Genomic DNA, 26,085 nt, shown 5'->3' with positions numbered 1-26,085 from the left:
CATGCTGGTTCGCCATGGCAGCACAGGGCCGGGGGAATTGCCTGTCCGCCCATGAAACACAGTTCGACCGTCACCCTATCGGTTCCCGATCCCACACCGCGAGCACCATGCCCAAAGCCCCGCATTCCCGCTCTCCTCTGCGCGCCGAGGGACGCGAAGCGGGCAATGTCGGCGGTTGAGGCCATACTGCTAGGCGTGTATTCGGGCATCGGTGACCATGGCGAGCGGGCCGCGTTCCTAGACGCGCGGGCCTTGATCGGCTGCCGCCACCGGCTGCTCCTGGACTCCACACACCCCCGGGTGCTGACCGGAGTCGCCGAGGACGCCGGCGTGCAACAGCGACGCGAGGCCGCCGCCGCGCATCGGATCACCGTGCGAGACACCCTGGTCGGCGGCGATCCGGCCCGCTGGACCGTCATCGATCCCGCCCAGCCGGCGGGCCGCCGCGCCGAGGCGACCATGGCCGCCATGGAAGCGGGTGCGGACCGCATCTGGGGCGGTCTGCTACCGCAGGAGTCCGATACCGGCCGCCGCGGCGGCTGCGAAATCCTCTGGCGTGACCCCGATCGCGGCGGTTACATCCCGATCGTGGTGGTCAATCACAAGGTGACCGATCCGCGGCAACCGGATCCGGCCGACTTCCATCCGATGACCAGCGGCCTCTACGCCTGGACCCCCAAACCGGACCGCTATGTCCGCACCCGCCCGCAGCCGCGCGATCAGCAACGCCTGGCGCACCTGTACCGCATGCTGCAGCGGCACGGCTACGCCAGCCCCGCCCTGGTGGGCGGTGCGATCGGATATGCCTTCGACCGCATCCTGATTCACGATCTGGGCCCGATCCTGGACGACTACGACCGCCGCTATGCCGACCGCATCGCGGTGGTCCGCGGTGAACTACCCACGGTCCCGTCCAAGGTCCCCGAATGCCGCCAGTGCCCGTGGTGGTCCCGCGCTCCCGAGGAGGGCGGTCTCAGCTGTGCGCAGTGGCTCGCCGACCATCGCGATGTGAGCCTGGTCGCCCCCGGCGCCCGCGCCGAGGTGCTGCGTCGGCACGGCGTCGACACCATCGACGATCTGGCCGCCTGGACCGGTGACGAACCGGACGACTGGCATTTCGAGCTATTCACCGAAACCGTTGTGACAGCCCGGGCCTGGGCCACCGGCGCCCCCCTGGTGCGCCGCGTCGACCAGGTGCGGGTGACCCGCGCCGACGTCGAGGTGGATGTGGACCTGGAGAGCTATCAGGAGCACGGCGCCTACCTGTGGGGCACCCTGCTGGACGGCGTCTACCGCCCCTTCGTCACCTGGGATCCGCTGCCCACCGAGGATGAGGGCCGCTCCTTCGCCGAATTCTGGGCCTGGCTGATGCGGGTCCGCGCCGACGCCGCCGCGGCGGGCAAAACCTTTGCCGCCTACTGCTATTCGCGCACCGCCGAGGACAAGTGGCTGTACGAGTCGGCGCGCCGCTTCGCGGGCATGCCCGGCATCCCGACCGAGCGCGAGATCCAGAAGTTCGTGGACAGTCCGCAGTGGGTGGATATGTTCCAGGCCGTCTCGGAGCAGTTCATCTGCCCGAACGGCAAGGGCCTCAAGAAGATCGCCCCGGTCGCCGGTTTCTCCTGGCGGGATCCCGAAGCCGGTGGTGAGGCGTCCATGAGCTGGTACCGCCTGGCCGTCGCCTACGAGGGCGGCGAGCCCGATATGTCGCAGCGCACCCGCATCCTGGAGTACAACGAGGACGATGTGCAGGCGACGAAGGTGTTGCGTGACTGGATGACCCAGCGGGCCGATATCGAGGTTCCCGCGATCGCGGATTTCACGGGACGTAATATCGCGTCGTGACCGAACACGTCGAACACCTGGAGTTTCAGGCCGAGACCCATCAGCTCCTGGAGCTGATGATTCACTCGGTCTATTCGAACAAAGACACCTTCCTGCGGGAACTGATCTCGAATGCCTCGGACGCGCTGGACAAGCTGCGCCTGGAGTCGTTCCGCGACAAGGATTTGCAGGCCGACACCTCGGACCTGCATATCGAACTGTCGGTGGATCGCGAGGCCCGCGTGCTCACCGTCCGCGACAACGGTATCGGCATGTCCCGTGCCGAGGTCGTGGATCTGATCGGCACGCTCGCCAAATCCGGCACCGCCACCCTGCGCAAACAGCTGCTCGAGACCAAGTCCGATGCCGCCGCCGAGGAGCTGATCGGCCAGTTCGGCATCGGCTTCTACTCGACCTTCATGGTCGCGGACAAGGTCACCCTGACCACCCGCAAGGCGGGCGAAACCACCGGCACCCGTTGGGAATCCGCCGCGGGCAGCTCCACGTACACCATCGAGGAGCTGGACGACGCCCCGCAGGGCACCGCCGTCTCGCTGCATTTGAAGCCCGCCGACGATGAGGACCACCTCTTCGACTACACGATGGAGTGGAAGCTCCGCGAAATCGTGAAGAAGTACTCGGACTTCATCGCCTGGCCCATCCGGATGGATGTCGAGCGCACCGTCACCGAGGGTGAGGGCGAGGACAAGACCGAGAAGACCCGCACCGAAACCCAGACCCTGAACTCCCAGAAGGCACTGTGGACCCGCCCGCGCGGCGAGGTCTCCGATGAGGAGTACAAGGAGTTCTACAAGCACGTCTCGCACGCCTGGGATGATCCGCTGGAGATCATTCCGATGAAGGCGGAGGGCACCTTCGAGTATCAGGCGCTGCTGTTCCTGCCCTCGACCGCGCCGTTCGACCTGTTCACCCGTGAGCACAAGCGCGGCGTGCAGCTGTATGTCCGGCGGGTGTTCATCATGGACAACTGCGAAGAGCTGATGCCGGAGTACCTGCGCTTCGTCAAGGGCGTGGTGGACGCGCAGGATCTGTCGCTGAATGTCTCCCGGGAGATCCTGCAGCAGGACCGGCAGATCCGGATGATTCAGAAGCGCCTGGTCAAGAAGGTGCTGTCCACGGTCAAGGATATGCAGAAGGCCGAGGACCAGACCAAGTACCAGACCTTCTGGCGCGAGTTCGGCCGAGTTCTCAAGGAGGGCATGCTCTCCGATTCGGACAATCGCGAAACCATCCTGGGCGTTTCGTCTTTCGCGTCCACGCATTCGAGCGAGGAGCTCACCACCCTCGCCCAATATGTGGAGCGCATGCCGGAGACCCAGCAGGCGATCTACTACATGACCGGCGAGTCCCGCGAGCAGATCGAGAACTCCCCGCATATCGAGGCGTTCAAGGCCAAGGGCCTCGAGGTGCTGATCCTGACCGATCCGGTCGACGAGATGTGGGTGGGTTCGGTTCCCGAATTCGCCGGGCAGCCACTGCAATCCATCGCCAAGGGTGAGGTGGATCTGGAGTCCGAGGACGAGAAGAAGGAGTCCGAGGCGCTGCGCGAGCAGCAGGACAAGGACTTCGCCGATCTGCTCGGCTGGTTGCAGACCACGCTGGAAGAGAATGTGAAGGAGGTCCGCCTGACCTCCCGCCTCACCACCTCGCCCGCCTGCATCGTGGGTGATGTGTTCGATTTCACACCGCTGCTGGAGCGCATGTACCGCGCCTCCGGTCAGCTGCTCCCGGACAGCAAGCGCATCCTCGAACTCAACCCGGCCCACCCGTTGGTGACCGGTCTGCGGGACGCGTTCGCGAAGGTCAAGGACGACGCCGACAAGCCCGCCGATCTCACCGAGACCGCCGAACTGCTCTACGGCACAGCGGTTCTCGCCGAGGGCGGCGAACTCAAGGATCCGGCCCGCTTCGCCCGGGTCCTCGCGGATCGTCTCACCAGATCACTCTGACCCGCTGATCTCTCGTGCCCCCTGTGGAATCCACAGGGGGCACGATTGTTAGGGGGCACGATTGTTCGATAGCGGCATTCGGTCATACCCAGCATCGGTGAAATGTGACGCTCGCAATGATCCGATGATTTCGGGAACTCCCCTCCGGCGCGTACGTTGTACGTCTTGGTCGTAAGTTTTTCGTGTTCGTGTATTACATGCTCGCGCTGAACATCGTGCGGGCGCTTCTCTTGCCAGCCAAGTTGCAAGCCGCCTTCTGATTCGACCCGGTCGCCGTGACCGCGGCGGCCGATGCAGCATCCAGCAGGAGAAAGTTATGGTTCAGGGCACCGTCAAGTGGTTCAACGCGGAGAAGGGCTACGGCTTCATCGCCCGCGAGGACGGCCCCGATGTGTTCGTTCACTACTCTGAAATCGAAGGCAACGGCTACCGCCAGCTCGAAGAGGGCCAGGCCGTGAGCTTCGAAATCACCGAGGGCAAGAAGGGTCCGCAGGCCGCGGCCGTCCGCCCCCACTGAGATTTCCGGCAGGGTGCTGAAGCCTCCGCGTCCGCCGACCTCGTGAAATAACAAGGCCTGTCCCGCCTCTTCGCGACTTCAGCGCACGGCTGAGTGCCGTCTGCAGTCGCGAACGCGTAGGACCGGCCAGGGCGCAACGGATTTCGGGGGTCCCTCGGGAGTTACCCCGATCCTCACGAAATCAGTTGTCGCTATCGCGGCAAAGAGCAAGGCCCGCACCATCTTCGGTGCGGGCCTTGTGCCGTATTCGGGTTTCGGGGCGGAGCCCCGAATGGGGTTTGGGGGCGAAGCCCCCATTCCCCTCCCATCTCAGGCGAGGTGAAATTTAACGGGGCGCCATGCGCAGTGCGCCGTCCATGCGGATGGTCTCACCGTTCAGGTAGTCGTGCTCGGTGATGTACTGCGCCAGCTGCGCGTACTCGTCCGGGCGGCCCAGGCGGGACGGGAAAGGCACACCGGCCTCGAGGCCCTTGCGGTACTCCTCGGTGACACCGGCGAGCATCGGGGTGTCGATGATGCCGGGGGCGATGGTGTTGACCCGAATGCCGAACTGCGCCAGGTCACGCGCGGCCGGAATGGTCATACCGGCGACGCCGCCCTTGGAGGCGGAGTAGGCGATCTGCCCGATCTGCCCCTCGAACGCCGCCACCGAGGCGGTGTTGATGATGACGCCGCGCTGGCCGTACTCGTCGACCGGTTCGGTCTTGGCGATGGCGTCGGCGGCCAGGCGCATCACATTGAACGAGCCGAGCAGGTTCACGGTGATGACGGTGCGGAACAGCTCCAGATCGTGCGGGCCGTTCTTGGACAGGATGCGTCCCGCCCAGCCCACACCGGCGCAGTTGACGACAATACGCAGCGGCACACCGGATTCCACGACCTTGGCGACCGCGGCGGCCACCTCGTCACCGCTGGTGACGTCGGTCGGGATCAGGGTGACACCGGCCGGGACGCTGTCGCCCGCGCGCTCGATCGACTGGGCCAGGTCCAGGCCGAACACGGTGGCGCCGGCATCGGCGAGGCGCTTGGCGGTGGCCGCACCGAGGCCGGAAGCACCTCCGGTGACGATGGCGGCGGAGCCGGAAATCTCCACGGTGATTGGTCCTCTCGAACGTGGAGCGCCCTCTCACTGGCCCTCCGTCAACAAGCACTGTAATTTCCGCTCGCCGCTTCGCCGCGGGCGGGGTTCGCGGCGGTATTTTCTGCCCTTCGCTTCGCTGCGGGCGGGGTTCGCGGCGGTATTTTCTGCCCTCCGCTTCGCTCCGGGCGGGGTTCGCGGCCCTGAAGTCCCGGTTCTTCCCTCCCTCCGCTCCTCCGCTTCGCTCCTCCGCTCCACTCAGTCCAGAACCGGGACGGCCGCGAACTTTGCGGGCGGGTCCGCTTGGTTGGCTTGGGGTTTGGAAGCCGGCTCGGTAGTTTGCGAACACGGGTGTTCGTTGAGTGCTAGGGTTGCTGTCATGAACGCCCACGCGGCCCGACGTTCGCGCCGTGGTCTTTTCCACTCCGCCCGGCAAGTGAGCGGGCAACGCATTCTGGTCACCGGTGCCGCGCGCGGTATCGGGGCGGCGCTGGCCCGGCAGTTGCATGCCCGGGGTGCCCGGGTGGCGCTGCTCGGTATCGAGGAGGGGCTGCTGGCCGAGGTGGCCGCCGACTGCGGGGAGGCCCCGTGGCGGTACTGCGATGTCGGTGATCCCGCGCAGGTGCAGCGGGTGGTCAATTCGCTCACCATGGAATTGGGGGGTCTGGACGCGGTGGTGGTGAATGCCGGTATCGCACGCCAGCTTTCGCTGCTGGACGGTGATGCGACGGTGCTCGAGGAGACGCTCACCGTCAATGTGCTCGGCGCGTACTACACCCTCCGCGCGGCGGGCCCGCATATCGCGCATCCGGGCGGATACGTGCTGTTGGTGTCGTCGCTGGCCGCCGCCATCCACCTACCCCTGGCCGGTGCCTACAGCGCGTCGAAGGCGGCGCTGGAGGCGCTCGGCGACACCCTGCGCATCGAACTGCGCCATACCGGTGCGAAGGTCGGCATGGCCTATTTCGCCGAACTCGATACCGAGATGACCAGCCGGGGTTTCGGCACCGACGCAGCGCGCAGCATTCTGGGTCGCAGCACCGTCTCCGGAATCGCACCGCTCGGCCCGGCCATCGACGCCATGGAGCGCGCCCTGGCCCGCCGTTCGCGCCGCGTCTTCTCCCCGTACTGGGTGGGAGTGGTGCTGAGTTTCCGAGGGGTGGGGCAGCGGGTTGTCGACTACGCTCTGCGGCACGGTGTCGCACCGGCTTTGGCCGTGGCGACGACCGAGCCGGTGGCCTTCACCACCGAGCAGCCTGCCCGCCCGCCCAGAATGAGGAAGCTCGCCTGATGGCCGATTCGGCAGTCACCGCCCGCCAGCTGCCCCGAGGCCGCCACGGTCTGCCGCGCGAGACGGTGATCGCCGCGCAGCGCGATCGCATCCTGCTGGCCATGGCCGAGGCGATGGCCGAAAACGGTTATGTCGGAACACCCGTCGCCGCGGTCATCAAACGCGCCGGTGTTTCACGCGAAACCTTCTATGAGCAATTCCGTTCCAAGGAAGACTGTTTCGAGGCCGCCTACGAGCGCGCCGTGGAGTTGATGCTCACCGGTATCATCGCCGTCACCGGCGCGGAGTTCGACGGTGAGACCCAGCCCGAACGCATCGAACGCGTGCTGGGCGCGTACCTGGATGCGCTGGCCGCCGAACCCGCCTACGCCAGACTGTTTCTCGTCGAGGTGTACGCGGTCGGCCCGGAGGCCATCATCCGGCGCACGCATCTACAGGAGACCTTCGTCGCCATGGTCGCCGATATTCTGCGCGCCGATACCGATGATCAGCTTTTCGCCTGTCAGACCCTGGTGGCGGCGTTGTCGGCGATGGTCACCAATCGTATTGCGGTGGGCGATATCGACGGCCTGCGCGCCCTGCGCGATCCGCTGGTCGCCCTGGTGCGCCGCAGCGGCGCCCTCTTCGGTGAGACCTCGGAGACCTAGGCGCTCAGGGCAGTTCGAACTCGGGCTGCTCCGGCGCGACGGCTCGTTCCGGCGTCCGCGCGAATGCCCTGCGGCGCAATACCAGTAGCACCGCACCGGCCGCCGCGGGCAGGACCGCGCCGAGCGCGACCGCGCCGAGCGTCCCCACGCCGGGGGCGAGCGTGCCGAGCAGGGTGACCGCGCCGAAGTACAGGAACAGCAGACCCGATGCGGTGGCGATGGTGCGCTCGGGAATGTGCTTGCCCACGGTCACGCCGATGAGAATGGCCAGGCCGCCCGCGGCGACCATGCCCGCGACCGAACCGATCCAGACCGCGACCCAGCCGTTCTTGGTGGCCAGGGCCATGGTGGCGAACATGGTGCGGTCGCCGAGTTCGGCGAGCAGGAACGCGGACAGGACCACGAAGAAGGCCGAGCGCGATGTGGTCTGCGGGGCCGCGGCTTCGGCATCGTCCTCGCCGGTGCGGCCCGGCAGCACCTCGCGCAGTGTCCACAGGCCGACCGCGATCAGGGTGGCGGCGGCGAATAGCGAGATGAGATCGGTGGGCAGCGCCGCGCCGAGGAAATGGCCGACGCCGACGGCGATGAGGTTCACCAGAATGCTGGCGACGGTGATGGCGGAGAGCACGATCCACCAGCGGTAGCGCAGTGCGAAGGTCAGGGCCATCAGCTGCGATTTATCGCCCAGTTCGGCGAGGAAGAGCGCGCCGAAGCTCAGCAATATCGTGGTGATCATGTTTCTCGGCTCCCAGGTTCTCCGGCCTGCCGACTGAATTCGCGGGGGCGCTTCAGCCTGCATCCGCACCGTGATCGGTTTGGCTGTCATGGCCGAAGGTCTCGCCCACCGGATGATTCCGGTTCACGCAGCCGGATCCGGGAGGATCAGTATGTCGACTACATGATTGGGGGCTACTCCCCTTCGCTCTGAGCGACACTACTCCGGCAAACCCGGCATCCGCAAACACATATGGCCGAAATCGCAATGCGCGCAATAAGTTTGGGCGCGCTGCCGAGAAGTTTCGGGAACCCTTACGCGGCCAGCAGCATAGCCAGAACCGCGGTGTCGGGATCGCTGATCGGATCGACCCCCACCCGGGAGACCATCGATGTCACGGCCCCGTCGACATCGGTTTCCACCCAGGCCGCCCGATGCTCCAACCCCAGGTGGGGCAGCCCCGGAAGCAGCAGGGTACCCGAGGCCGCGCCCGCGCATTCGGGCAGCGACGGCCGGGTCTCACGCGGCGGATGCAACATGATCAACGCCGGTGGCACATGTTCGGCAAACTGCCCCGGCAGCAGTGCGGCATCGCCCAGTACGGTGCCCTCGGCGATGACGAGCCCGACCATACCGGGTTGCGGATCATCGGGCAGCTCCTCGCGCGCCCCGAATACCGTTGTGGTGGGCAGGATTCCCGGCAGGCTGGCCACCCGCACCGCGAGTACCAGTACCTGTGCCCATTCCTTGGTGGAGTCGGGCCAGCGCCCGGAGATGACGAACCCGCGCAAGGATCCGCGCGCCTGTTCCGCTGATGAGAGAAACGGCAACACACCGATCTGCTCGCTCATCGTGTGCCTCCCGAGGTGACGAATCGGGGCGGCTATGCCCATTTCAGTAGTACCCGAGTTTGTACCTGGTCATGTCTGGCACACAAGTACCAAAGAGTGCCAGCACTCGGACACCCCGTCCGACATTGGTCCGGTCACGCGCAAGGCCCGCGAACCGGCTGGTTCGCGGGCCTCGAAGTGCGTGTGGGCGCGGGGGCTGCGTCCCCATTGCCCGCCCGGGTCTCGGAATACCCCGCCACCCGGGGGTGTGGGGGTGATCAGCCCCCAACGGAATCCCGGCTCATCAGCCGAAGATCAGGCCCTTGCCCTGAGTGGTGGCACGGGTGAAGCGATCCTGCACCTCGGCCCAGTTGACCACGTTCCAGAACGCCTTGACGTAGTCCGCCTTGACGTTCTTGTACTGCAGGTAGAAGGCGTGCTCCCACATGTCCAGGCCGAGCAGCGGGATGATGCCCAGCGGCACATTGCCCTGCTGATCGGTGAGCTGGAAGGTGAGCAGCTTGCCGGCCAGGGTGTCGTAGCCCAGCCACGCCCAGCCCGAGCCCTGCAGGCCGTTGGCGGCCGCGGAGAACTGCGCGACGAACTTGTCGAACGAACCGAACTGGTCGGTAATGGCCGCGGCCAGATCGCCGACCGGCTTGTCGCCGCCGTCCTTGGACAGGCTCTTCCACCAGATGGAGTGGTTCACATGGCCACCCAGGTGGAAGGCCAGGTTCTTCTCGTTCAGGAAGATGGCGGCGTGGTCACCGGCCTCGCGGGCGGCTTCCAGCTTCTCGAGCGCGGCGTTGGCGCCGGCGACGTAGGCGGCGTGGTGCTTGGTGTGGTGGATCTCGTTGATCTGCCCGGAGATGAACGGCTCCAGAGCGCTGTAGTCGTAATCCAGATCTGGCAGCGTGTATTCAGCCACGATGTCCCTTCCTCAGTGTCGGGGCTGTGCGCCCTCGGCAATTGTGCCCAGGGGCACCCAACCATCATTCGTACACCCGCTTCGATGCAACCGGGGTGTGCGCCCCCTCATTCCGATCCGGGGGCGGCGTCCCACTCCTTGGACTGCCCGGCCGTGTGCGTCCCACACATGGACAGGGCCGCCCCGCGGTATGCGGTGCGGCCCTTCGGCTCGGCGCGGGGACTGGCCCGGAAAGTTACAGCGGCGGGACGATATTCGGCTTCATGGTGCGCGGATCGCCCGCGTCGTGCGCCTGCCACCAGCGCACACCCCCGGCGACGAAGTCGGTCAGGGCGATGTCGTTGCCCTGTTTGTCGGTGACGGTGACGCCGTCGAACCACACCCGCACATCGAGTTCGCGCGGATCGATGCCCTCTTCCTGGGAGATCTCCAGCAGGTGCGCGGCCGGGCGGTCGGCCAGCACGGTGTCGAAGCTGAGCAGTTTGCGCCACTGCGTCCAGGCCTTATCGCTCAGATCGAAGAATTCCCAGCCGTGCAGTGCGCCGCCGCCGAAACTGCTGACCGCGTCGTGCAACCCGTCGAGTTCGAGGGGGAGTACGACCGGGTCGAGATCGTCCCAGCGCTGCCGGCGCAGGGAGGCGGCGACCCGGCTGACCCCGGTCAGGGTCAGGTAGATGTCACAGTCCTCCGGCGGTGGCCCGCTCTCGGGGAGGGTGAGTACGTCGAGTTCCAGCCGTAGTGTCCCGGCCGCCGCGTCGACGTCGATTCCCAGGCATGTGGCCTCGGAGAGTGCGGTGTTGAGTCCGGTGATGTCCAGTCCGTCGAGTAGCCCCCTGCTCACAGTCATAGCGCCAGGCTACCGATCTTGCCAGCGTGCGCCGAGGATTTCGGATTTTCTGTAGTGTTGTCGTTTTTTTCGGATGCGAACGGAACCGATCCGGAACCGCCGCCGTCCAAACAGATATCGGGTCGGTCGCTCCGAGAGGTGGAGGGGACGTTTCGGAGCGGTCGACCGGATGTTTCGGACCGATCGACCAGACATTTCGGACAGTTCTCAACCTGTGGATCAGGTTGTGGATTATGTGGATAACTCCCACTCCGATACCCGCCACGGCAGGCTTCGCCGGGACAGAACTCCCCGGCCCCCGCACGCCCGTGGCAGGATCGATTCCGTGACCGGTCCCCATATCCCCTCGATCCCGATCGAGGAGGTACCCGCGGAGTTCGACACTGCCGCGCCCAGGGCGGCCACCGACTCCGCGCCCGTCCTGCTGCTCGATGTGCGCGAAGAGGACGAGTGGCGGCTCGGGCATGCGCCCGGCGCCCTGCACATCCCCCTGGTCGACGTGCCCGCACGCCTGGACGAATTGAACTACGACGCCGAGATCTTCGTGATCTGCCGGCAGGGCGGCCGCTCGGTGACCGCCGTGCAATTCCTGGAATCGGTCGGTATCGAGGCCGTCATGGTCGAGGGCGGCATGGTGGCCTGGCAGCGCGCCGGGCGCCCGCTCACCGGTGACAATCCGGACGAGGCGAAGGTCTACTGATGAACGGGGGGAACGTGGCAGATCGGCGACCCGCGGTCGTACAGCCGTGTGCCCGCTGCGGGGCCCGCTGGGCCGTGCAGGGCAAACCGCTGCACTGGTGCCCGCGCTGCCACGGTGTACTGCTCTCACCCGCCCCGGTGGACGCACCGCCCGCGCGGCGCAACTACCGCTGGGTGGCCCGCCCGCCCGGCCGCACCTCGCGTCCCGCGCGGGCGGTCCGGCCGCGGCCGGAGCCGCAAACGCCGCGCTACGACCGGATTCCGCGCTGGGGATTGCAGGATCGCGTCCCGGAAACCGTCGCCACGCCGGTCGGCCGACTCGAGGCGCTCACCGCGCGCCTGCCCCGGCTGCTGATCGCCACGGCGGTCTCCTTCGGCGTCGCCGCCCTGGCCGAACTGGGCCGCTACGGCATTCTGCTGCGCAACCGCACCCGGTTGATCCAGCCGTGGCTGCTGTGGATCTCCGATGGGGCGGTGACGGTCTCGTCGATTCTGGCCGCGCTGCTGGCGCTGCTCACCGCGGTCGCGCTGGTCGGCTGGCTGGTGCAGGCCCGCCGCACCGCGTATGCCGCTGTGCGCCGGGCGGATCCGCGACCGCGTATCGAACTCTTCCTCGGTTGCCTGATTCCCGGGGTGAATCTGCTGTGGCCGGGTGTCTTCCTCACCGAGGCCGTCAAGACCGGCGAACTGGATTCTCGGCTGCTGCGCGCGGTCCGAATCTGGTGGGCGGCGTGGATTCTCAATGGCGTGCTGGTGGTGGCGGTGCTGCTGTACCGCTTCGCGGGCACCCTGCAGGTGCGCGCGGACGGCGTCCTGGTGACCATGTGGACCGATCTGGTGGCGGCCGGGGTCGCGGTGCTGACGCTGTGGCTGGTGCGCGCCTTCGCCGGGGTCGATCTGCGCGGTGAACCGCTCACCGTGCGGCGCTGGCTGCCCGCGACCGCGCCCGCCGTTCCGGTGATCGCGCCGGTGCGGCCCGCGGCCGATCCGGAATCCGATTCCGCCGGGCGCGCGCCCGCGCGGCACGTCGGGAATGATGAGGCGACCGCATTGAATCCGGCGGAAGCAGAGCACGAGGAGGTATTGGCGAAGTGAGCCGGGCCAGTCGCGCACCATTCGTGGTGGCGCACCGGGGGGCGTCGGCGGCGCGACCCGAACACACCCTCGCCGCATACGATCTCGCGCTGCAGGAGGGCGCGGACGGTGTCGAATGCGATATCCGGCTGACCAAGGACGGACAGCTGGTCTGCGTGCACGACCGCACCGTGGACCGGACCTCCGACGGTATCGGCGCGGTGTCGGAGATGACCCTGGACGAGTTGCGCGCCTTGAACTTCGGCACCGAGGCGGAGCCGTCGCCGGTGCTGACCCTGGCCGAACTCATCGAGCTGGTGCTGGATTGGAAGAGTCGCCCCACCAAGCTTTTCATCGAGACCAAACATCCGGTGCGCTTCGGCGCGCTCGTCGAGACCACCCTGCTGAACGAATTGCAGCGCTACGGAATTGCCGCCCCGGCCTCGGCCGACCACTCGCGCGCGGTGGTGATCTCCTTCGCCGCCACCGCCGTCTGGCGCATTCGCCGCGCCGCGCCGCTGCTCCCGACCGTCCTGCTCGGCGAGTCCTCCCTCTACCTCTCCGGCGGCGCGGCCACCACCGTGGGCGCCACCGCCATCGGCCCCTCGGTCCGCACCCTGCGCGAACACCCGGACCTGGTCGACAAGGCCGCCGCCGCGGGCCGCGCCACCTACGTCTGGACCGTCGACGCACCGGAGGATGTCCGCCTCTGCTCGGACCTGGGCGTCAGCTGGATCGCCACCAACCACCCCGGCCGTACCAAGGGCCTGCTCCCGGTCGCGTAATCCGCTGTAGCGCAGCCCGCTTCGCGGGGCCGAATGCGGGCGGACAGCCCGAACCCGGCACACGTCCGCGCCGTCGGCGATCGGCTTCGACTGACCCTGTAACTTTGCCAACCATGGGTAAGAGCAAGCGCCTTGTACCCATGGTTTCGTTGGTGAGCAGGTCAGGGGCTTCTTAGGTGGGCTGAACGCCCGCATTCGGCTCTGCATCCCGGAGATATCCCGGAACAGGTCTGCACTCGGAGCCGTACAAGCGCATACCCCCTACGCGGCGGTGTCGAACCAGACGAGTTCGATTGCCTCGCGGGTCTTGTCGTCTTGGTCCGGCCAGATGTGGGTGTAGATGTCCAGTGTGACCTTCGCGCTGGCATGGCCCATACGCCGCTGAACGGTCTTCACGTTGATGCCGTGACGGATCAGGCTCGAGGCGTAGAAATGCCGGAAGTCTCGCCATGTGTACGCGCGGGAAAGGGCTGTCGTAGCTGCGACACGGTGCAGCCAGTCGCCCATGTCCTTGCTGCTGTACGGCTTGTCGTTCGCCGTCTGAAACAGCAAGTCGTCCAAACCCTTTCCCTCCAGGAAAGACTTAACTTCCGCAACGAGAGATAGGGGCATCGGCACAGTACGGCGACTGGCCTTCGTCTTCAGGACAGAGGTAGGAACCCGAGTCCTTGAGATCTGCTGCATTACCGAAAGCGTCGCACTCTCGATATCGATATCCCGGACGCGTAGTCCTGCTATCTCGGCTGGCCTCAGCCCGCACTGCATGCCGATCAGGATCATTACCCGTATCCGGTTGTCCTTGGCGGCCGCCAGCATGGTCCGGCCCTCATCGAGAGGCATCAGGTTCTCTGGCAGCACCTCGGCGTCGATATGGGGAAGTTTCACCGTGGCCGCATGGTTCTTCACCAACACATCGTCGGCAACAAGCTGATTCAAGACCGCTTTAAGCATGTCCAATCGACGCTTGACGGTCCCTGGTTGAAGTGGCTTGCCGTCTCTCCACGGTCGCCCCTTGAGAAGCACGTCCACCCAATCGCGAACATCTGGTGCTCTCAGGTCCGAAATCGCTACCCGGTGGAGTTTTCCGAGATCGTTGTACAGCGCCCAACGTTGCTGTTCCGTTCCGTCGGTGGCAGCGCGCCCTGCCCATTTCTCGACAGCCTTGCCTAGCAGCTGTTTTGACAGGCTCGGATCAACGTAGGTGCCCTTCGCCAGCTGCTCTTCTAACTCCCGCTTGCGAAAGCGGGCAGTACCGGACTCTCTCGTGCTACCAAGCTTTGAGAACGACTCTGACTTCTCCTCGTTGGGATTGTCCGCGTACCAGCGGACCAGGTACTTCCCGTTCTTGCTTTGTATCCAAACGCTTGCCATTGGCTACCTACGATGTTGTTGCGAAGTGGCTGTTCTGCCACTCGGTTACGTCGGAGAGGCGGTAGCGACACTGACCGCCTCCGATCCTCGCGAAGCGCGGACCCTTGTTCTCTAGAGCCCAGTTGGCCAGGGTTTTCGGTGAGAAGCCGAGAACCTCGGAGACCTCTTTGCGACTGAGCCACTCGTTTGTTCGGGGCAGGGGAGCCCTCCTTGCTGTCCAGGTCTGCCGGTTCGCCCGACAGAGCACACATTACGTCTGACCAACTAGTTGGACAAACAGGTTTGACTATGAATATGGACACAACCAGATTGGCTGAGAGGTTGGGTAGGGTGTCGCGCATGAGCAACGATCGGGTCGTTACCCAAGATCTGGGCGACTGGGTAGTGAAGATGGAATGGCCTGCCGGGGTCGAGAACGGCGGCCCTTGTGTACTGCTCATCGAGCCCGCCGATCCGCAGAACTACCCGGCGGGTGGGCTGTCCTCAACTGTCCTGCGAGACATTGACTTTCGCGGAGCGGTTGAGACGTTGCGCCGCCAGTTGAAGGGCTCGCAACCCTCGGGTAAGGCAAGTGAGCGCCACGAAACAAATCGGGCCAAGAGTCTGAGAGATGCACTAGCGCAAGGGGTTACTGATGAATACCTTGCACTGCTGGCAGCTGCTTACGTGTCGGCCACCAACCGGGGGCAGGCCAAGCCGCTTGACTACCTGGCTGAAATGGTCGGCAAGACGGCAAACACGATCAAGGGCCACCTCTGGCAGGCGCGGAAGAAAGAACTACTTATCGGCAGCGCTGGCCGCGCAGGCGGCCAGCTCACCGGCAAGGCAAACGGGATTCTTGAGCGGATAGCGCCCCCCACCGGGCCGCAACTCCCAAACTGAACACTGATAGGCTCCGGCAGACTGGCGGCCGGGCCGATTGCCCAATCAGCGCAGACAACTACTCTGCGCCCGTCTGGCGGCCAGTCTCAACGGCGGATGTACGACTTGGATTGCCGTTTTTGCTCAACTCGATACGCCTGCATAGCCGCTGGAATATCCGTCACGTTGAACGTGACGTTAGGCCGTGTATGAATCATGCGTTCGATCTCCGCCAGGGTCGGGGTATCGCCGCCAATTTGAGCGGGTTGCAACTGAGACCCTGCAAACTCTCGAAGTTGACTGGGAGAGTTGAAGATTGGCTCTGGCGAAGAACTCAGGTTTACTGCCATGCCGCCGGGAGGCAACCAGCCGCCTGTGTCGTACACCGCAGCACTCTTGAGGTTCTTCACCCACTCTGGTATCCCGGCGGATTTGTTGTAGCCGAGCTGACCCAGGAACGAGCTGGAGCCAAACGATCCGAGATTCTGAAGTGCTTGGGAGACAGACGAATTCGAGCCTGTCGAAGATGCGCCTAGATCTATTGCCTTATCGGCGACATCCCACCAGTGAGAGCTACCGAGCTTGTCGGGTAGCTGTTCCTTGAACGCATCGAAGACCGCGCCAGCACTGCTTGAAGCCCAGGTAGTGAAGATATCCTTCACCGACTTCGCTGAGGACGGTGACGTACCAGAGCTTTCCAACTTCGATATCGCCTCCTGAAGCGTGATATCTGCAAGCTGCTTGTCAGTGTCCGTCGAGTCCGGGTTGTCGTAGACCTCGTTACGCGACTTGTTTGCGGATTCAACGGCCTGCAAGGCGCTGGCATAGGACTTTTCCGAGTCCGTGTACGTCTTGGATAACGCCGGTGCCTGCGGCGCTACGCGAGAACCTCCGTCGACGGTTCCGGCTTTGTCCTTCTCCGCCTGCTTCTTCACCACCGCCGATTGCGCGTCTTGGACGTCGAGATCCGCTTTGCGTTTGTCCGACTCTGAAGCGTCGGACTTCGCGTAGGTCTCATCGCGCTTCTGCTTCGCCTCGGTTACTGCGATCTGGAGCCGCTCCAGTTCCCGTTCGTTCTCATCGGTCCACTGGGCAACCGTCCCTCCGCTCATGAGTGAGTTGATCCCCGCGATAAGCGAATTAGGGAGATGAAACTTGTTCGGAAACTGCGAGTCACCGGCACCGGCACGGCCTGCACCGATACCAGAGGTGCCGTATTGGCCTCCAGCTTCGACGTTGAGCCCTCCGATCGTCGCGGCCATGTGTTCGCTCGAAGCACCGACTTGGAACCAGGTACCGGCCGGACCTAGGCCGGACTCCAGACCAGCCGTAGAGCCACCGATCAACGTGGTAGTTGTGTACAGCCGACGCGCCAGCTTCCCTAGGCCCATCGTGACCTGTTGCAAGAATCCGATGAACCCGGAGCAATCAAAGTTGTTCGGGCCGGTGCCGCCCCACTTGTAGGCGTGGCCTTCTGCCGATTGTGCGGCCTTGACCGCTTCGGAGACACCCGCAGGAGTACCGCCCTTGGCGAACTTCAATCCGCCAGCCAGAGCGGCAGACCGAAGGCCGTACATGGCTTTGTGTCCGCCTACGGCGTCCACTTCGGCTGATGTCCATACGTGTTCGTTCCTGGACAATAGGGCCGGGATGGAATCAGAGGTAGGTCCACCGGCACCGAAGATCGGGCCACCGATCGCCCGGGGTTGAGCATTGATCACCGGAGGCTTACCGGCATCAATCGCAGCCTGATTGATCATCTGGACGAGGACGTTTTGCTTCTTATCTGGAAGCTGTTGTTGCTCAAGACGTTTGATGCTCGCCTGAGCTTCAGCATCATCCAAGACAACTTTGACCGTCTTCTTGTCCCGCTCCAGCTCGGTAACACCGAGATGCAGATCCTCAACCTTCTTACGAAACGTCTCGGGGTCCATCCCCGGAGGAGACGAAATCTCGACCGTATTCTTTTGTGGCACAGCGGCAATCGTGCCGCTAAGCTCTGCGATCTTCGCCTTCAGTTCATCGGTGGCCGCGAACTGTCCCTTGGTGTCTTGAATGAACTGAACTGCGGCCGTGGAAGCCATACCCGTGGCCGAAGCCTCAGTGTTCATGGCCGCAGACAGGTCCGCCGACGCCTGCCCGACGTTGTTCATACGGTCGCGGATCTCGTCCAGGTATCCCGTTGTCAGACCGGACTTATCCGCCGCGGCCTTGTCGCCTTGTAGCGCACGAGCCGCCGCATCTTTCTGCACTGCGTTCAGGCGACTGGTCATCGCCTGAAAGTGTGGATCGTTCAGGATGTTCTTACGAAGATCCTCGTTCACCTGGTTCAGGTAGCCCGAATCCACACCAGATGCGGCCAACACGAACCGGTTTCGGTCGAGCCCGAAACCGGCGGCTTGGTCGATACGTTTGCCGTTGTCCTGAAGCCGCGTTGCGGTGGCATCAATCGTTGCTTGAGTCTGTTTGCCCGTCAGCTGATCGAGAGTCTGCATCTGAGCTTTCATCGCGTCGTCCAGCCGCTTCGCCGCATCAGAGCCCTTATTGAACATCTGGTACAACCCGAATACTGCTCCAGCAGCGCCGCCAACGGCAGTACCCCACGGTCCGAGCATGCTGCCCACCATCGCGCCCATGGCAGCATCCATGCCGACCGTGCCGACCTTCGCAAGCGCGGTCTTGTTGCCGTATTCATCGGTCTGTTGACTCAGCGCGCCGAATGCGATGGTTGCGCCCAACATGGCAACTTGAGTGTTCTTCAAGCCGTTCATGAGCGCAGTCATGCCGGTTGTGGCGGTCGCCTGTGCTCTTGCGCCGACTGTCGCGGCTCCGGCGGCAACATTTCGTAGTCCAGCAACCAGCATGCCGGAGGTTGCAGCGGCCTCCGTTTGTGCCACGGCAAAACGGCCCAAAGCTGTAGTGGCCGCCTGAGTTTCAATTGTCTGCCGTGCTGTCGCGACCGCGTTTGCGAGACGTTGCCGGATGGTCTGTTCCTGTACTGGCAGCTCCCCTCCGATTGCAACCAGGTACGCTCGTTGCACGGCAGTGTGTTCGGTGAGAGCCCGGGTCATCGCGCGGGTAGCGAGAATATTTGCCGGGGTCATGATCGCGGTAAGTCCTCGACCGAAGTTGCCCCAGATCATCGCGACCTCAGAGACACCCTGGATCGCGACCAGGCCGACGAGGGCAGTCGCGGCGATACTGGAATGGTCCGCAAGGAACTTCATCGCAGAACCGAGAACCCGTATGCCGGTCGCCGCCACGGTGCCGGTATCGCCTGCCAGTGACAACAGTGATGTACCTACATCGGTGCCTGCTCTCCCAAGCTGCGACAGCACCGACGAGAGCGAAGAACCTTCCTCACGGACCTTGCCCAGTCCCTGGGACGCTTGGCTTCCGGTCCCCTTCAAGGCATTCAGGAACGATTGGAACTTCTCCCCGCCTGGACTTTTGAAAGCTTCCTTCAGGGCTACAGCGGCCTCACGGATGCGGACCAACGCCCGAACTACCCCGGAATCCTCTGAGAGCCCGAATGTCATTCCAGCACCTTGGTACTGGCCATCTCTCAAGATCGACCAGACACCTTTAGCGCCGTCTGCGGTGTGGCGAAGTCGCAGACCCCACTGTTCGTATGCCGAGGCGTTGCCTTCGATGCTCGCGCCGTTGGATTGGAATGCGTGTCCTAGGTCTGTCATCCCGTCGGCGATACCTTGCGCGGCCTCCTTGACCCGAGGCGCGGCCTTGTCGGCCCACTGCGTTGCGATGGCTAGCCCGTTCTTCATCATCGGGAGGAACGGGCTGAGTGCACCTTCGCCGATTCTGCCCAGTGCTGCATGAAGATTCGACCAGGCACCCTTCAAGGTCTTACCCGATTCGAGCGCGGCACCACCGATATGTTCACGGATAACCCGCTGGAAGGTCGCAGCGTCGACATTGCCGCGCTTCACCATGTCGGATAGACCGTCAGCAGACTTGCCGTACGCCTCTTGCAACCAAGTAAAGATCGGGATGCCACGGTCGGAAAGCTGATTCAGATCGTCGGTGTACGCTTTGCCGCCGGTTTGAACCTTGTTGAGGATAGAGCCCATATCGCCGAGCGAGGTTCCCGCGATAGTCGCAGCATCCGCAGTCAGCTTAAGATATTTGGTCAGGTCTTCCCCGGGCTTCACACCCGCAGCGACCGCAGAAGCCGCGATAGTAGCGGCCTCGCCTAGCCCGAAAGCGGTACCTTTCACGGACGCCAAAGCGGAATCCATGATGCCGGTAACCTTCTGGGCATCGTTACCGAGACCAGCTAGCTTGCCTTTGGCGTCATCGATCGCGGTCATGCGTTGGAGGCCCGCTGTCAACGCGGTACCGATCACTGCGCCAGCTGCTATACAGATACCCGCCGCAGCAGTCTTAAAAGTTGTGCCGATACCCGAAGCAAGGTGAGATCCGATACCGACCCCAGCACGACTCGCGGCCGGTTCCGCGCCTTTAAGGCCCTTCTCAACCTGACCCGGAATCTTGCTGTCTTCGATAACGAGCGAAACATAAGCTTCGCCTAGCTCTACGGCCATCAGGCCACCACATCAATCTCTTGCTCTAGATCCTTCTCCGTTAGCCATTCTCCGTCACGGCTGCTCATTCAAGAATCTCCATCTCTTGGATTCCGTCTCGCCGGGCGGCTTCCTTGTCGAACGATAGATCAGAGCGCGTCTCGCTCAGCTCGCGTAGTTGAGCAATCGTTGGAATCCACAACTCGACGTTGTTCCGAACAGCCCAGACCATGAATTCGTCCTGATTTTCCGGCCACGGCTGAGAGTCTTTGCCTCGATCCATCACTAGCGCGGGGTCGACGCCCGGAACAATAGACTGGCCCACAGAATCCAGAGGCAATGACCATTCCGGCCAGATATCATCAAGGTTCCGAATGAATGTCTCGCTAGCCCGCTCATCACGACTCCGAAAGCACTGAGAAATAGCCATGCTGCCTCGAACTTCTGCCATAACCGTATTTTGACTGGATCGCAGCAGGTTGTATTCGCCACGGAGCTGAGTCAGAGTTCGCCAAGCTCCAGCGGTTCCCGCTTCCACTGCTTCCGCCATATTCGAGGCTTCACCGAGTTCTGCAATAGTTGCTTCGATATGTGTTAGAACCACCTGCAACTGCGAATTGAGTTGCGATAGGATCGCATCCCTACTCTCCATCGCGACAGATTCGAGGCGGGCCGCTGCCCTGCTCTGCAACTCTCGTATAAGCCGAAGCTTGCGCTCGGCAATCTCCGCCTTCAGATGATTAGTACCAACCGACTCAAGCCACGAATCCGGAATCTGACCTTCCGAGATGATTGCATCAAGATCCTGGACGCTTGTGGATTCAGATTGCTGCTCTATTTCGGCAAGCAAGACTTCGGCCCTCAAAGCGACTGTGATGGCTTCATTGAACCCGGGGGCCGATTCAAGTGCCCGCATGATGCGAGGATCGTTCCGGAACCGCATCATATTCCTTTGGTCAGCGGTGATGAACTTTAGGGGAATATCCATAACGTTATTGCTTTCTGTCTGGTTTCATTAGAAGTGGCCGAATGCGATCACCAGGCCCGCGCGGAACTCCGACCAAAGAGCCAAACACTCCCAGTTCAGGATAATAATCCGCGATTCTCTGAGGCAAGTTATTTCAGCGGGGAGGTATCGGCCCGTAGGCCATGGGGTAGGCCGGTACCCTAGGGGGGAGGTCGCTAGCCCACCCGTGGGCCGTGGTTAGGTAACTAGTTGGGAATTAGCCGGGCCTATAAGTGAGGGCTAGTAGCCGGAGAGTCGATCTAGATGGCCGCGGTCTCTTCATCGAGGTAGATATCTTCGCTGTATTTGTCAATGTCCATTAGCTGATGGCCTCATAAGTGTGGGAAATGTTCTTCAGGATCTCTGGTGGCTCTGGACGCTTCCAGCGTCGGCAGAACAATTCGTAGGCTTCGTTCCCTGTGGAAAGCGTGCCGCCACCGGCAGCCTTGGCCTTTCGGTACGCTTGGTGTTGGTCGGAGTGGAACCAGAGTTCGAATAGCTGTCGTTGTTCCGCCTCGGTTGGTGTAGACCTTCGATGCTGCGATGCATGAAAATAAGACATGAGTTCCTTTCGTACGGTTTGTCATCAATTGCGGGCGATCTACAAGCGCCCGTATTGCCGTCTAGAATGGACACAGAGTAACTTTTAGACCGGTTCGGATGTAACTCCTAGGCCGGACTCCTTGGAGCTTGTCTGTGGATGGAATTCCATTCATGCGTGTGATGCGGCTCGAAGCCGCGACCGACTTAACCCAGTCGTCGGGTTGCGCCTTTTCAAACCACTTGCGTCGAGTAGTGGGTGGCTGGTGTGTGGCCTGGCTTCGAATCGGGTTCGTATTGAGGAATTGTGGAGTCGCCTGTTCGACTTTATTTCGCAGAGCAGGCGACTGTCGTTAGATCTGGAAATGTTGTGATCGGTAGTCGCTGACATCGGGTCGGTGTGGTGTAGGGGTAGGGGTGGGCCGATGGGGTGACTGCATATGTGACACCTCGGTTTTCGGTGGATTCGTCAGGTGTTTTGCGGTACGAGCGGTGGCATAGCTTATGTCTCGAACGATGGTTCATTAAGCGATGCCCAGTTCTCGAGCAAGTTGTATAGTCTGTTTGCACCTGGCCCGGTAGCGGGCCTGAGAATGACGCTGGCATAGCTTGCAGTTGCCGGTACTCAGGTACCGGTCTTGGGAACCGCGAATCAGATGCCCGTTACGGCATTCATTCATCGTGGACCTTCCTTTATGGCATTAACGCGAATGAGTGAGGACAAATAAAAAGCCGGACATCGGGGGTTAGCTCGATGTCTCGGCAAGAAGAGGACCCGAAAAGCAATCGTCCGAAGTAATCGGTTTCGGGTTGTCGCCGTTGATACGGCGACCTTCCTTACGGAAGCTAAGGAGGACTGGCTAGCGCCAGCCCTCATCCCGGTTGATCAGAGACCGGGTATTAGCCGCTAGTGCTGACGAAGACCTAGCGACCATAGAGAAGCGAGCCGATTTGAGAGCGTCTCAACCCTCTATAGGTATATGGGTGTCACACCCCCCGGATATCTGTCCGTCCAGGCCAGATTGTGACGCAAGTCTCAGAACATCTTAGACCCTAACAAGGTTGCAATTCGATTCCCGCCCATCGGGAATAGCTTGTGCCTAGCGGGTCAAACTGTCGTGGTTCACTGGGTCGGGGGACGGTTCTTTGATGTCTCCGTCTTCGCCCCAGTCCTTGCACCACGGACACCACGGTCGTAGCCGGTGGTGGATGCGCTGGGAGGACGCCGCAGTAGCCGCCCATATCTCAAGCGGTGCCAACGCCAAGCCGGTGTGTGCTGGCGGTAGAAGGGCGGTGACCGCAACGGGCAGGACAAGCAACACCAGCAGTACCGGAGCCGCCGTATACCCGCTCCATATGTGCCACAGTCTCAGCAACCACCGTCGCCGGTGGGCTTGTGCGGGAGCGTCTTCAGGCAGCTCGCGCATACACGCGAGACAGATCCGGGTGAGTTCCTGGTGCAGACCGGTCACCGTGACCGCTCCACAGAAGGCGATGACCACCACGAGTGCGGGCATGACCAACCAGTTGGAATCGGTAAGCCAGGTTCCTACGCTCAACCCCACGTACGCCGCGATGAACCAGCTGGAATGGTGGGTCAACCAATCCAGTATCCGGCCACGCGGGGAGTCTGGATTGTTGAACGCGTTTTCAGTAATCACCTTGTGCCTCTACGGTTTTCGAGTTACAGACGTAGAAAACCCCCGGGCTAGTCCTGGTCAGGGTAGGTGGTTGCGATTGCACCTATAAGTTGACCGACATCCGGGGGTCTTCGTGTGCTCAGTCACTGAATGCTGTCCTAGTCCACCTCCGTTTCCTCCCGAGCATCGTGCGGTGGCTTAGTCGTCAGCGTGGATGTATCCCCGGACCTCAGTGACGAACTGAGCCGGGTTGAACCTGAACACCGCCCAGGCCACGGTGAACACAGTCGTTACGAGAACCGCGACGCTGGATACCGAGCTGATGAGCACCACCCCTAGCCAACGCATACAGACCAATCCCCCCGCCGGTATTGGTCGAACTGGCGCTTGATGGACTTCGTAAGCGGAGTGCACCACCGCCACACCTTCGCGGGTTCGATCGTGACCAACTCTGCAATCTCGGTTGCCGGATCTTCCGACCCGCCTACGTGTTCCAGCGTCGGCGTGATCAACAACGGAGCATCTACCGCGTGCAGTACGCCGTAGAGCACGTCCCTCTGGCCCGTGGTGCCCCATACGCCCTTGATGGTCTGCACCACGTACGCGTCGAGTTCAGCGGCACGCTCGCTGACCTCACGCTCAGCGCGCTTGACCGCGCCTGGCTCGGAAAGTAGCGAAGTGTCCAGCCACACAACCGCTCTCATCTTCGCCGCACCAACCTCAATTCGGTTGCCCGCTGCTGATCGAGGTACTTGCAAGCGGTGATCTTGCGTGGACACGGCGGGTCGCACTGCGCGTGAATCGCAAGGATTCCCTCGGCGCGCTTGATGTCTAAGGGGAGTACCAAGCTCGTCTCGCAGTCGTCGTGGACCCATCTGGTCTTACCGCCCTTCGGCATGTCCGCCCCTCTCGGTGCTGGGTAGCAGTCGGGGCCGGGTCGACTTCACCGGCCCCGACGCGTGATCTCGACGCTAATGACCGACTGCTGGCACGGTCGATGAACTTGGCAGAACTTGACAGAATTCGCTCTACCGGCTGTCTAAACCGTCTTGTTGGAGGACGATTGAGGAGGCATACGCCAATTAGTGTCAAACAACTAGACGGGACTTTCGATCATGAAACTAACTTTCCTTGGTAGATGCGGATCAGACTCGGGAAACTGCCCTAGCCTCTACGCCACCGACCAGGACACGTATGTAGTTCAAGGCTGGGAGACGAATCATGTAGGGACCGTGGAGATTCCGCACCATCTCACCGGGTTCGCTGAGCCGGATAACTTCATTGGCTCCACCTTGACCGACACCGGGCGGGGTACGTTCGCCTTGTCCGGTCGGCCGATCACTGAGCCGGATGTGTTGGGGACGTTGACCTTGGCAGAAGACGAGACTGCTATTGAGGTTCCGAAGCTAGGAAGGACGTTCTACGGCAATGCTGCTGCGGCCCAACGATGAACCGGACCTGTGGCCGACGCTGTTCCGGGAACTGAAGCGTGAGGCGTTCCACCTGGAGGTCAGGGACGAATACCATGTGCCCGATGAGGACACCCGGATACGAGCATTCCTCGCAGGTCAACCAGCGCCGTACACGCGGACCTTCTGGCAGGACCTCATGACCGAAACCGTCAACCGGGGACTGTCGGTCTCCAGAGTTCGAGTCGTGACGGAGCCGCATTCGGACTATCAGCGGTGGCTGCTGTCGGTCACCGGCTTCAACGTCGAAGCCGGAGAAGACATCCGTTATGTCCCAAAAAATCTCGCGGGAACAGTGCCACCCGATGACTGGTGGCTTATGGATGGTGAACGGGTTGTCTACAACCTCACCGATCCGACCGGGATACCGGCCGGGCTGGCAGTCACTGAAGACCCCGGAATCGTGGCGTACTGCCAAGGCGTACGCCAACGGCTCTGGAAGCTGGCAATCCCATACGCGGAGTACGCCCCGCGGTGACAAGCTCTGCCCATGAAGAACGGCGAGCCCTCGGACAAACCCTCCGGGGGCTCCGCCGTGATGCCGGACTATCAGGCCGCCAGCTGTCCGCGCTCGCGGGCTGGCATGAGTCGGTGGTCTCAAAGATTGAAACCGGGGACCGTAGCCCCACAGAGGCGCATCTAAGGGCGTATTGCGTCCATACGGGCAATGAGGCTCAGTTGCCGGACCTCATAGCAACACTGCGGAACGTCCAGGCCGCGTATCTGGAGTGGCGGAAGGTGCTTGGCACTGGCACGAAGCGCAGACAGCACCAGATTGTGAAGCTGGCCGAACAGTCCAGGCTGATGCGGATATTCCAGCCGAACATCATTCCCGGAATCCTCCAGACTGCCGAGTACGCGTCTGCGATCTTGCGTTGGAGTATCGACTTTTACAGAATCCCGGATGACCTGGATGAAGGGGTAGCGAAACGCCTTGAACGGCAACAGCTTCTATACAAGGGTGACCATCGCTTCCACATCCTCATAGCGGAGCAAGCCCTACGAACCACAGTCGGTAGCAATTCCGTCATGGTGGGCCAGCTTGATCGGCTGCTGGCCGTAATCGGCCTCCCGCGCGTCTTGATGGGCATCATCCCATCGGAGGCGAAACTGCCTATGCAGATAACCAATTTCGTAATGTTCGATGAGCGGTTAGTGCTTGTGGAAGCCGTGACTGCGGAGCTAAGCGTTACTCAGCCCAAAGAGATTGCCTTGTACGGCAGGCTGTTCACTGAGCTGTCAGGGCTTGCTGTGGCCGGGGATTCGGCCCGTGCAGCGATCCGCAGGGCGTTGGATGCCCGAGAGAGGTAGAACCCATGTCTGTTCTCTGGATGCGAGAGGGGCGGTAGACGGCCCTGGTTTGCCGTAGGCGGACGAATACCCCTCCGGGTAGACCTTCTACATGGTTGGGAGGGATCACGCTGTCAGCGCGTACGCTGATTCGGAAAGCGA

21 protein-coding genes and 1 pseudogene are annotated in these 26,085 nt (G+C 62.7%); 12 read left to right on the top strand and 10 right to left on the bottom strand.

The genetic code is table 11. The features are described 5' to 3' along the window. Nucleotides 1-165 precede the first annotated feature (165 nt). From NA10_RS23445 to NA10_RS23435, 3 genes are all read left to right on the top strand, one after another. Nucleotides 166-1,845 carry a TM0106 family RecB-like putative nuclease gene (locus NA10_RS23445; RefSeq protein ID WP_084515155.1) on the top strand — a complete coding sequence of 560 codons (1,680 nt, stop codon included), beginning with the start codon at nt 166-168 and terminating at the stop codon, nt 1,843-1,845. Continuing rightward, complete coding sequence (gene htpG, locus NA10_RS23440) at nt 1,842-3,794, top strand: molecular chaperone HtpG (protein ID WP_067571519.1); 1,953 nt, start codon at nt 1,842-1,844, stop codon at nt 3,792-3,794. Before NA10_RS23445 ends, htpG begins: the two co-directional genes overlap by 4 nt. A gap of 316 nt (nt 3,795-4,110) precedes the next feature. Then, a complete protein-coding gene (locus NA10_RS23435) occupies nt 4,111-4,311 on the top strand; it encodes a cold-shock protein (RefSeq protein WP_033085228.1) in 201 nt (66 codons plus the stop codon). A 325-nt stretch (nt 4,312-4,636) separates the two neighbouring features. Here NA10_RS23435 and NA10_RS23430 read toward each other — a convergent pair whose 3' ends face one another. Continuing rightward, on the bottom strand, nt 4,637-5,404 hold the full coding sequence (locus NA10_RS23430) for an SDR family NAD(P)-dependent oxidoreductase (protein ID WP_067571517.1): 768 nt from the start codon (nt 5,402-5,404) through the stop codon (nt 4,637-4,639). Nucleotides 5,405-5,825: 421 nt separating this feature from the next. Between NA10_RS23430 and NA10_RS23425 the strand changes: the two genes are divergently transcribed. Then, entirely contained in the window at nt 5,826-6,680 is an 855-nt protein-coding gene (locus NA10_RS23425) for an SDR family NAD(P)-dependent oxidoreductase (protein ID WP_307188412.1), read from the top strand. Beyond that, on the top strand, nt 6,680-7,327 hold the full coding sequence (locus tag NA10_RS23420) for a TetR/AcrR family transcriptional regulator (RefSeq protein ID WP_067571513.1): 648 nt from the start codon (nt 6,680-6,682) through the stop codon (nt 7,325-7,327). The genes NA10_RS23425 and NA10_RS23420 overlap by 1 nt, the downstream gene beginning before the upstream one ends. A gap of 4 nt (nt 7,328-7,331) precedes the next feature. On the opposite strand, the gene NA10_RS23415 is transcribed toward NA10_RS23420, so the two are convergent. The 4 genes from NA10_RS23415 to NA10_RS23400 form a co-directional block, all read right to left on the bottom strand. Next, a complete protein-coding gene (locus NA10_RS23415; RefSeq protein WP_067571509.1) occupies nt 7,332-8,063 on the bottom strand; it encodes a TMEM165/GDT1 family protein in 732 nt (243 codons plus the stop codon). A 293-nt stretch (nt 8,064-8,356) separates the two neighbouring features. Further along, on the bottom strand, nt 8,357-8,893 hold the full coding sequence (locus tag NA10_RS23410) for a peptidase (RefSeq protein ID WP_067571506.1): 537 nt from the start codon (nt 8,891-8,893) through the stop codon (nt 8,357-8,359). 283 nt (nt 8,894-9,176) lie between these two features. Further along, nucleotides 9,177-9,800 carry a superoxide dismutase gene (locus tag NA10_RS23405; protein WP_067571504.1) on the bottom strand — a complete coding sequence of 208 codons (624 nt, stop codon included), beginning with the start codon at nt 9,798-9,800 and terminating at the stop codon, nt 9,177-9,179. Nucleotides 9,801-10,035: 235 nt separating this feature from the next. Further along, nucleotides 10,036-10,647 (bottom strand): hypothetical protein, encoded by a 612-nt coding sequence (locus tag NA10_RS23400; RefSeq protein WP_067571502.1) that lies wholly within the window; start codon nt 10,645-10,647, stop codon nt 10,036-10,038. Nucleotides 10,648-10,972: 325 nt separating this feature from the next. Here NA10_RS23400 and NA10_RS35880 point away from each other — a divergent pair, with 325 nt between their 5' ends. The 3 genes from NA10_RS35880 to NA10_RS23385 are packed head-to-tail and all read left to right on the top strand — an operon-like array spanning nt 10,973 to nt 13,205. Beyond that, a complete protein-coding gene (locus NA10_RS35880) occupies nt 10,973-11,347 on the top strand; it encodes a rhodanese-like domain-containing protein (RefSeq protein ID WP_245677678.1) in 375 nt (124 codons plus the stop codon). Then, nucleotides 11,347-12,441, top strand: a complete 1,095-nt coding sequence (locus tag NA10_RS23390; protein ID WP_084515153.1) for a DUF4328 domain-containing protein — start codon at nt 11,347-11,349, stop codon at nt 12,439-12,441. The genes NA10_RS35880 and NA10_RS23390 overlap by 1 nt, the downstream gene beginning before the upstream one ends. Further along, entirely contained in the window at nt 12,438-13,205 is a 768-nt protein-coding gene (locus NA10_RS23385) for a glycerophosphodiester phosphodiesterase (RefSeq protein WP_067571501.1), read from the top strand. Before NA10_RS23390 ends, NA10_RS23385 begins: the two co-directional genes overlap by 4 nt. Before the next feature lie 261 nt (nt 13,206-13,466). On the opposite strand, the gene NA10_RS23380 is transcribed toward NA10_RS23385, so the two are convergent. After that, a complete protein-coding gene (locus NA10_RS23380; protein WP_067571499.1) occupies nt 13,467-14,576 on the bottom strand; it encodes a tyrosine-type recombinase/integrase in 1,110 nt (369 codons plus the stop codon). Between the two features lie 7 nt (nt 14,577-14,583). Further along, nucleotides 14,584-14,823, bottom strand: a complete 240-nt coding sequence (locus tag NA10_RS35875) for a helix-turn-helix transcriptional regulator (RefSeq protein ID WP_245677673.1) — start codon at nt 14,821-14,823, stop codon at nt 14,584-14,586. Between the two features lie 92 nt (nt 14,824-14,915). Between NA10_RS35875 and NA10_RS23375 the strand changes: the two genes are divergently transcribed. After that, nucleotides 14,916-15,458: a hypothetical protein gene (locus NA10_RS23375; RefSeq protein ID WP_067571560.1), complete on the top strand. Its 543-nt coding sequence runs from the start codon at nt 14,916-14,918 to the stop codon at nt 15,456-15,458. An 86-nt stretch (nt 15,459-15,544) separates the two neighbouring features. On the opposite strand, the gene NA10_RS23370 is transcribed toward NA10_RS23375, so the two are convergent. From NA10_RS23370 to NA10_RS23355, 3 genes are all read right to left on the bottom strand, one after another. After that, nucleotides 15,545-19,999, bottom strand: coding sequence for a tape measure protein (locus NA10_RS23370; RefSeq protein WP_157556698.1), 4,455 nt, complete (start codon nt 19,997-19,999; stop codon nt 15,545-15,547). A 64-nt stretch (nt 20,000-20,063) separates the two neighbouring features. After that, nucleotides 20,064-20,966 carry a hypothetical protein gene (locus NA10_RS23365; protein WP_067571495.1) on the bottom strand — a complete coding sequence of 301 codons (903 nt, stop codon included), beginning with the start codon at nt 20,964-20,966 and terminating at the stop codon, nt 20,064-20,066. A 2,533-nt stretch (nt 20,967-23,499) separates the two neighbouring features. Further along, complete coding sequence (locus tag NA10_RS23355) at nt 23,500-23,856, bottom strand: hypothetical protein (RefSeq protein WP_157556697.1); 357 nt, start codon at nt 23,854-23,856, stop codon at nt 23,500-23,502. Nucleotides 23,857-24,592: 736 nt separating this feature from the next. Here NA10_RS23355 and NA10_RS23340 point away from each other — a divergent pair. The 3 genes and pseudogenes from NA10_RS23340 to NA10_RS23335 all read left to right on the top strand — a co-directional run bounded on the left by NA10_RS23340 (nt 24,593) and on the right by NA10_RS23335 (nt 25,944). Beyond that, the gene (locus tag NA10_RS23340) at nt 24,593-25,111 is read left to right on the top strand and encodes a DUF6879 family protein (protein WP_067571485.1); all 519 of its coding nucleotides are present in this window, start codon (nt 24,593-24,595) and stop codon (nt 25,109-25,111) included. Then, nucleotides 25,108-25,287, top strand: a pseudogene (locus NA10_RS38815) (helix-turn-helix domain-containing protein); the annotation flags it as partial. The gene NA10_RS23340 and the pseudogene NA10_RS38815, both read left to right, overlap by 4 nt. A 24-nt stretch (nt 25,288-25,311) precedes the next feature. After that, the gene (locus tag NA10_RS23335; RefSeq protein ID WP_245677685.1) at nt 25,312-25,944 is read left to right on the top strand and encodes a DUF5753 domain-containing protein; all 633 of its coding nucleotides are present in this window, start codon (nt 25,312-25,314) and stop codon (nt 25,942-25,944) included. The last annotated feature ends 141 nt before the right edge of the window (nt 25,945-26,085 follow it).

Origin of the sequence: Nocardia acidivorans NBRC 108247 (assembly GCF_001625085.1) — a bacterium.
GTDB classification, from domain to species: Bacteria; Actinomycetota; Actinomycetes; order Mycobacteriales; family Mycobacteriaceae; genus Nocardia; species Nocardia acidivorans.
Note: the sequence above shows the minus strand (reverse complement) of the source record. Positions and strands in the feature narration are given on the sequence as shown.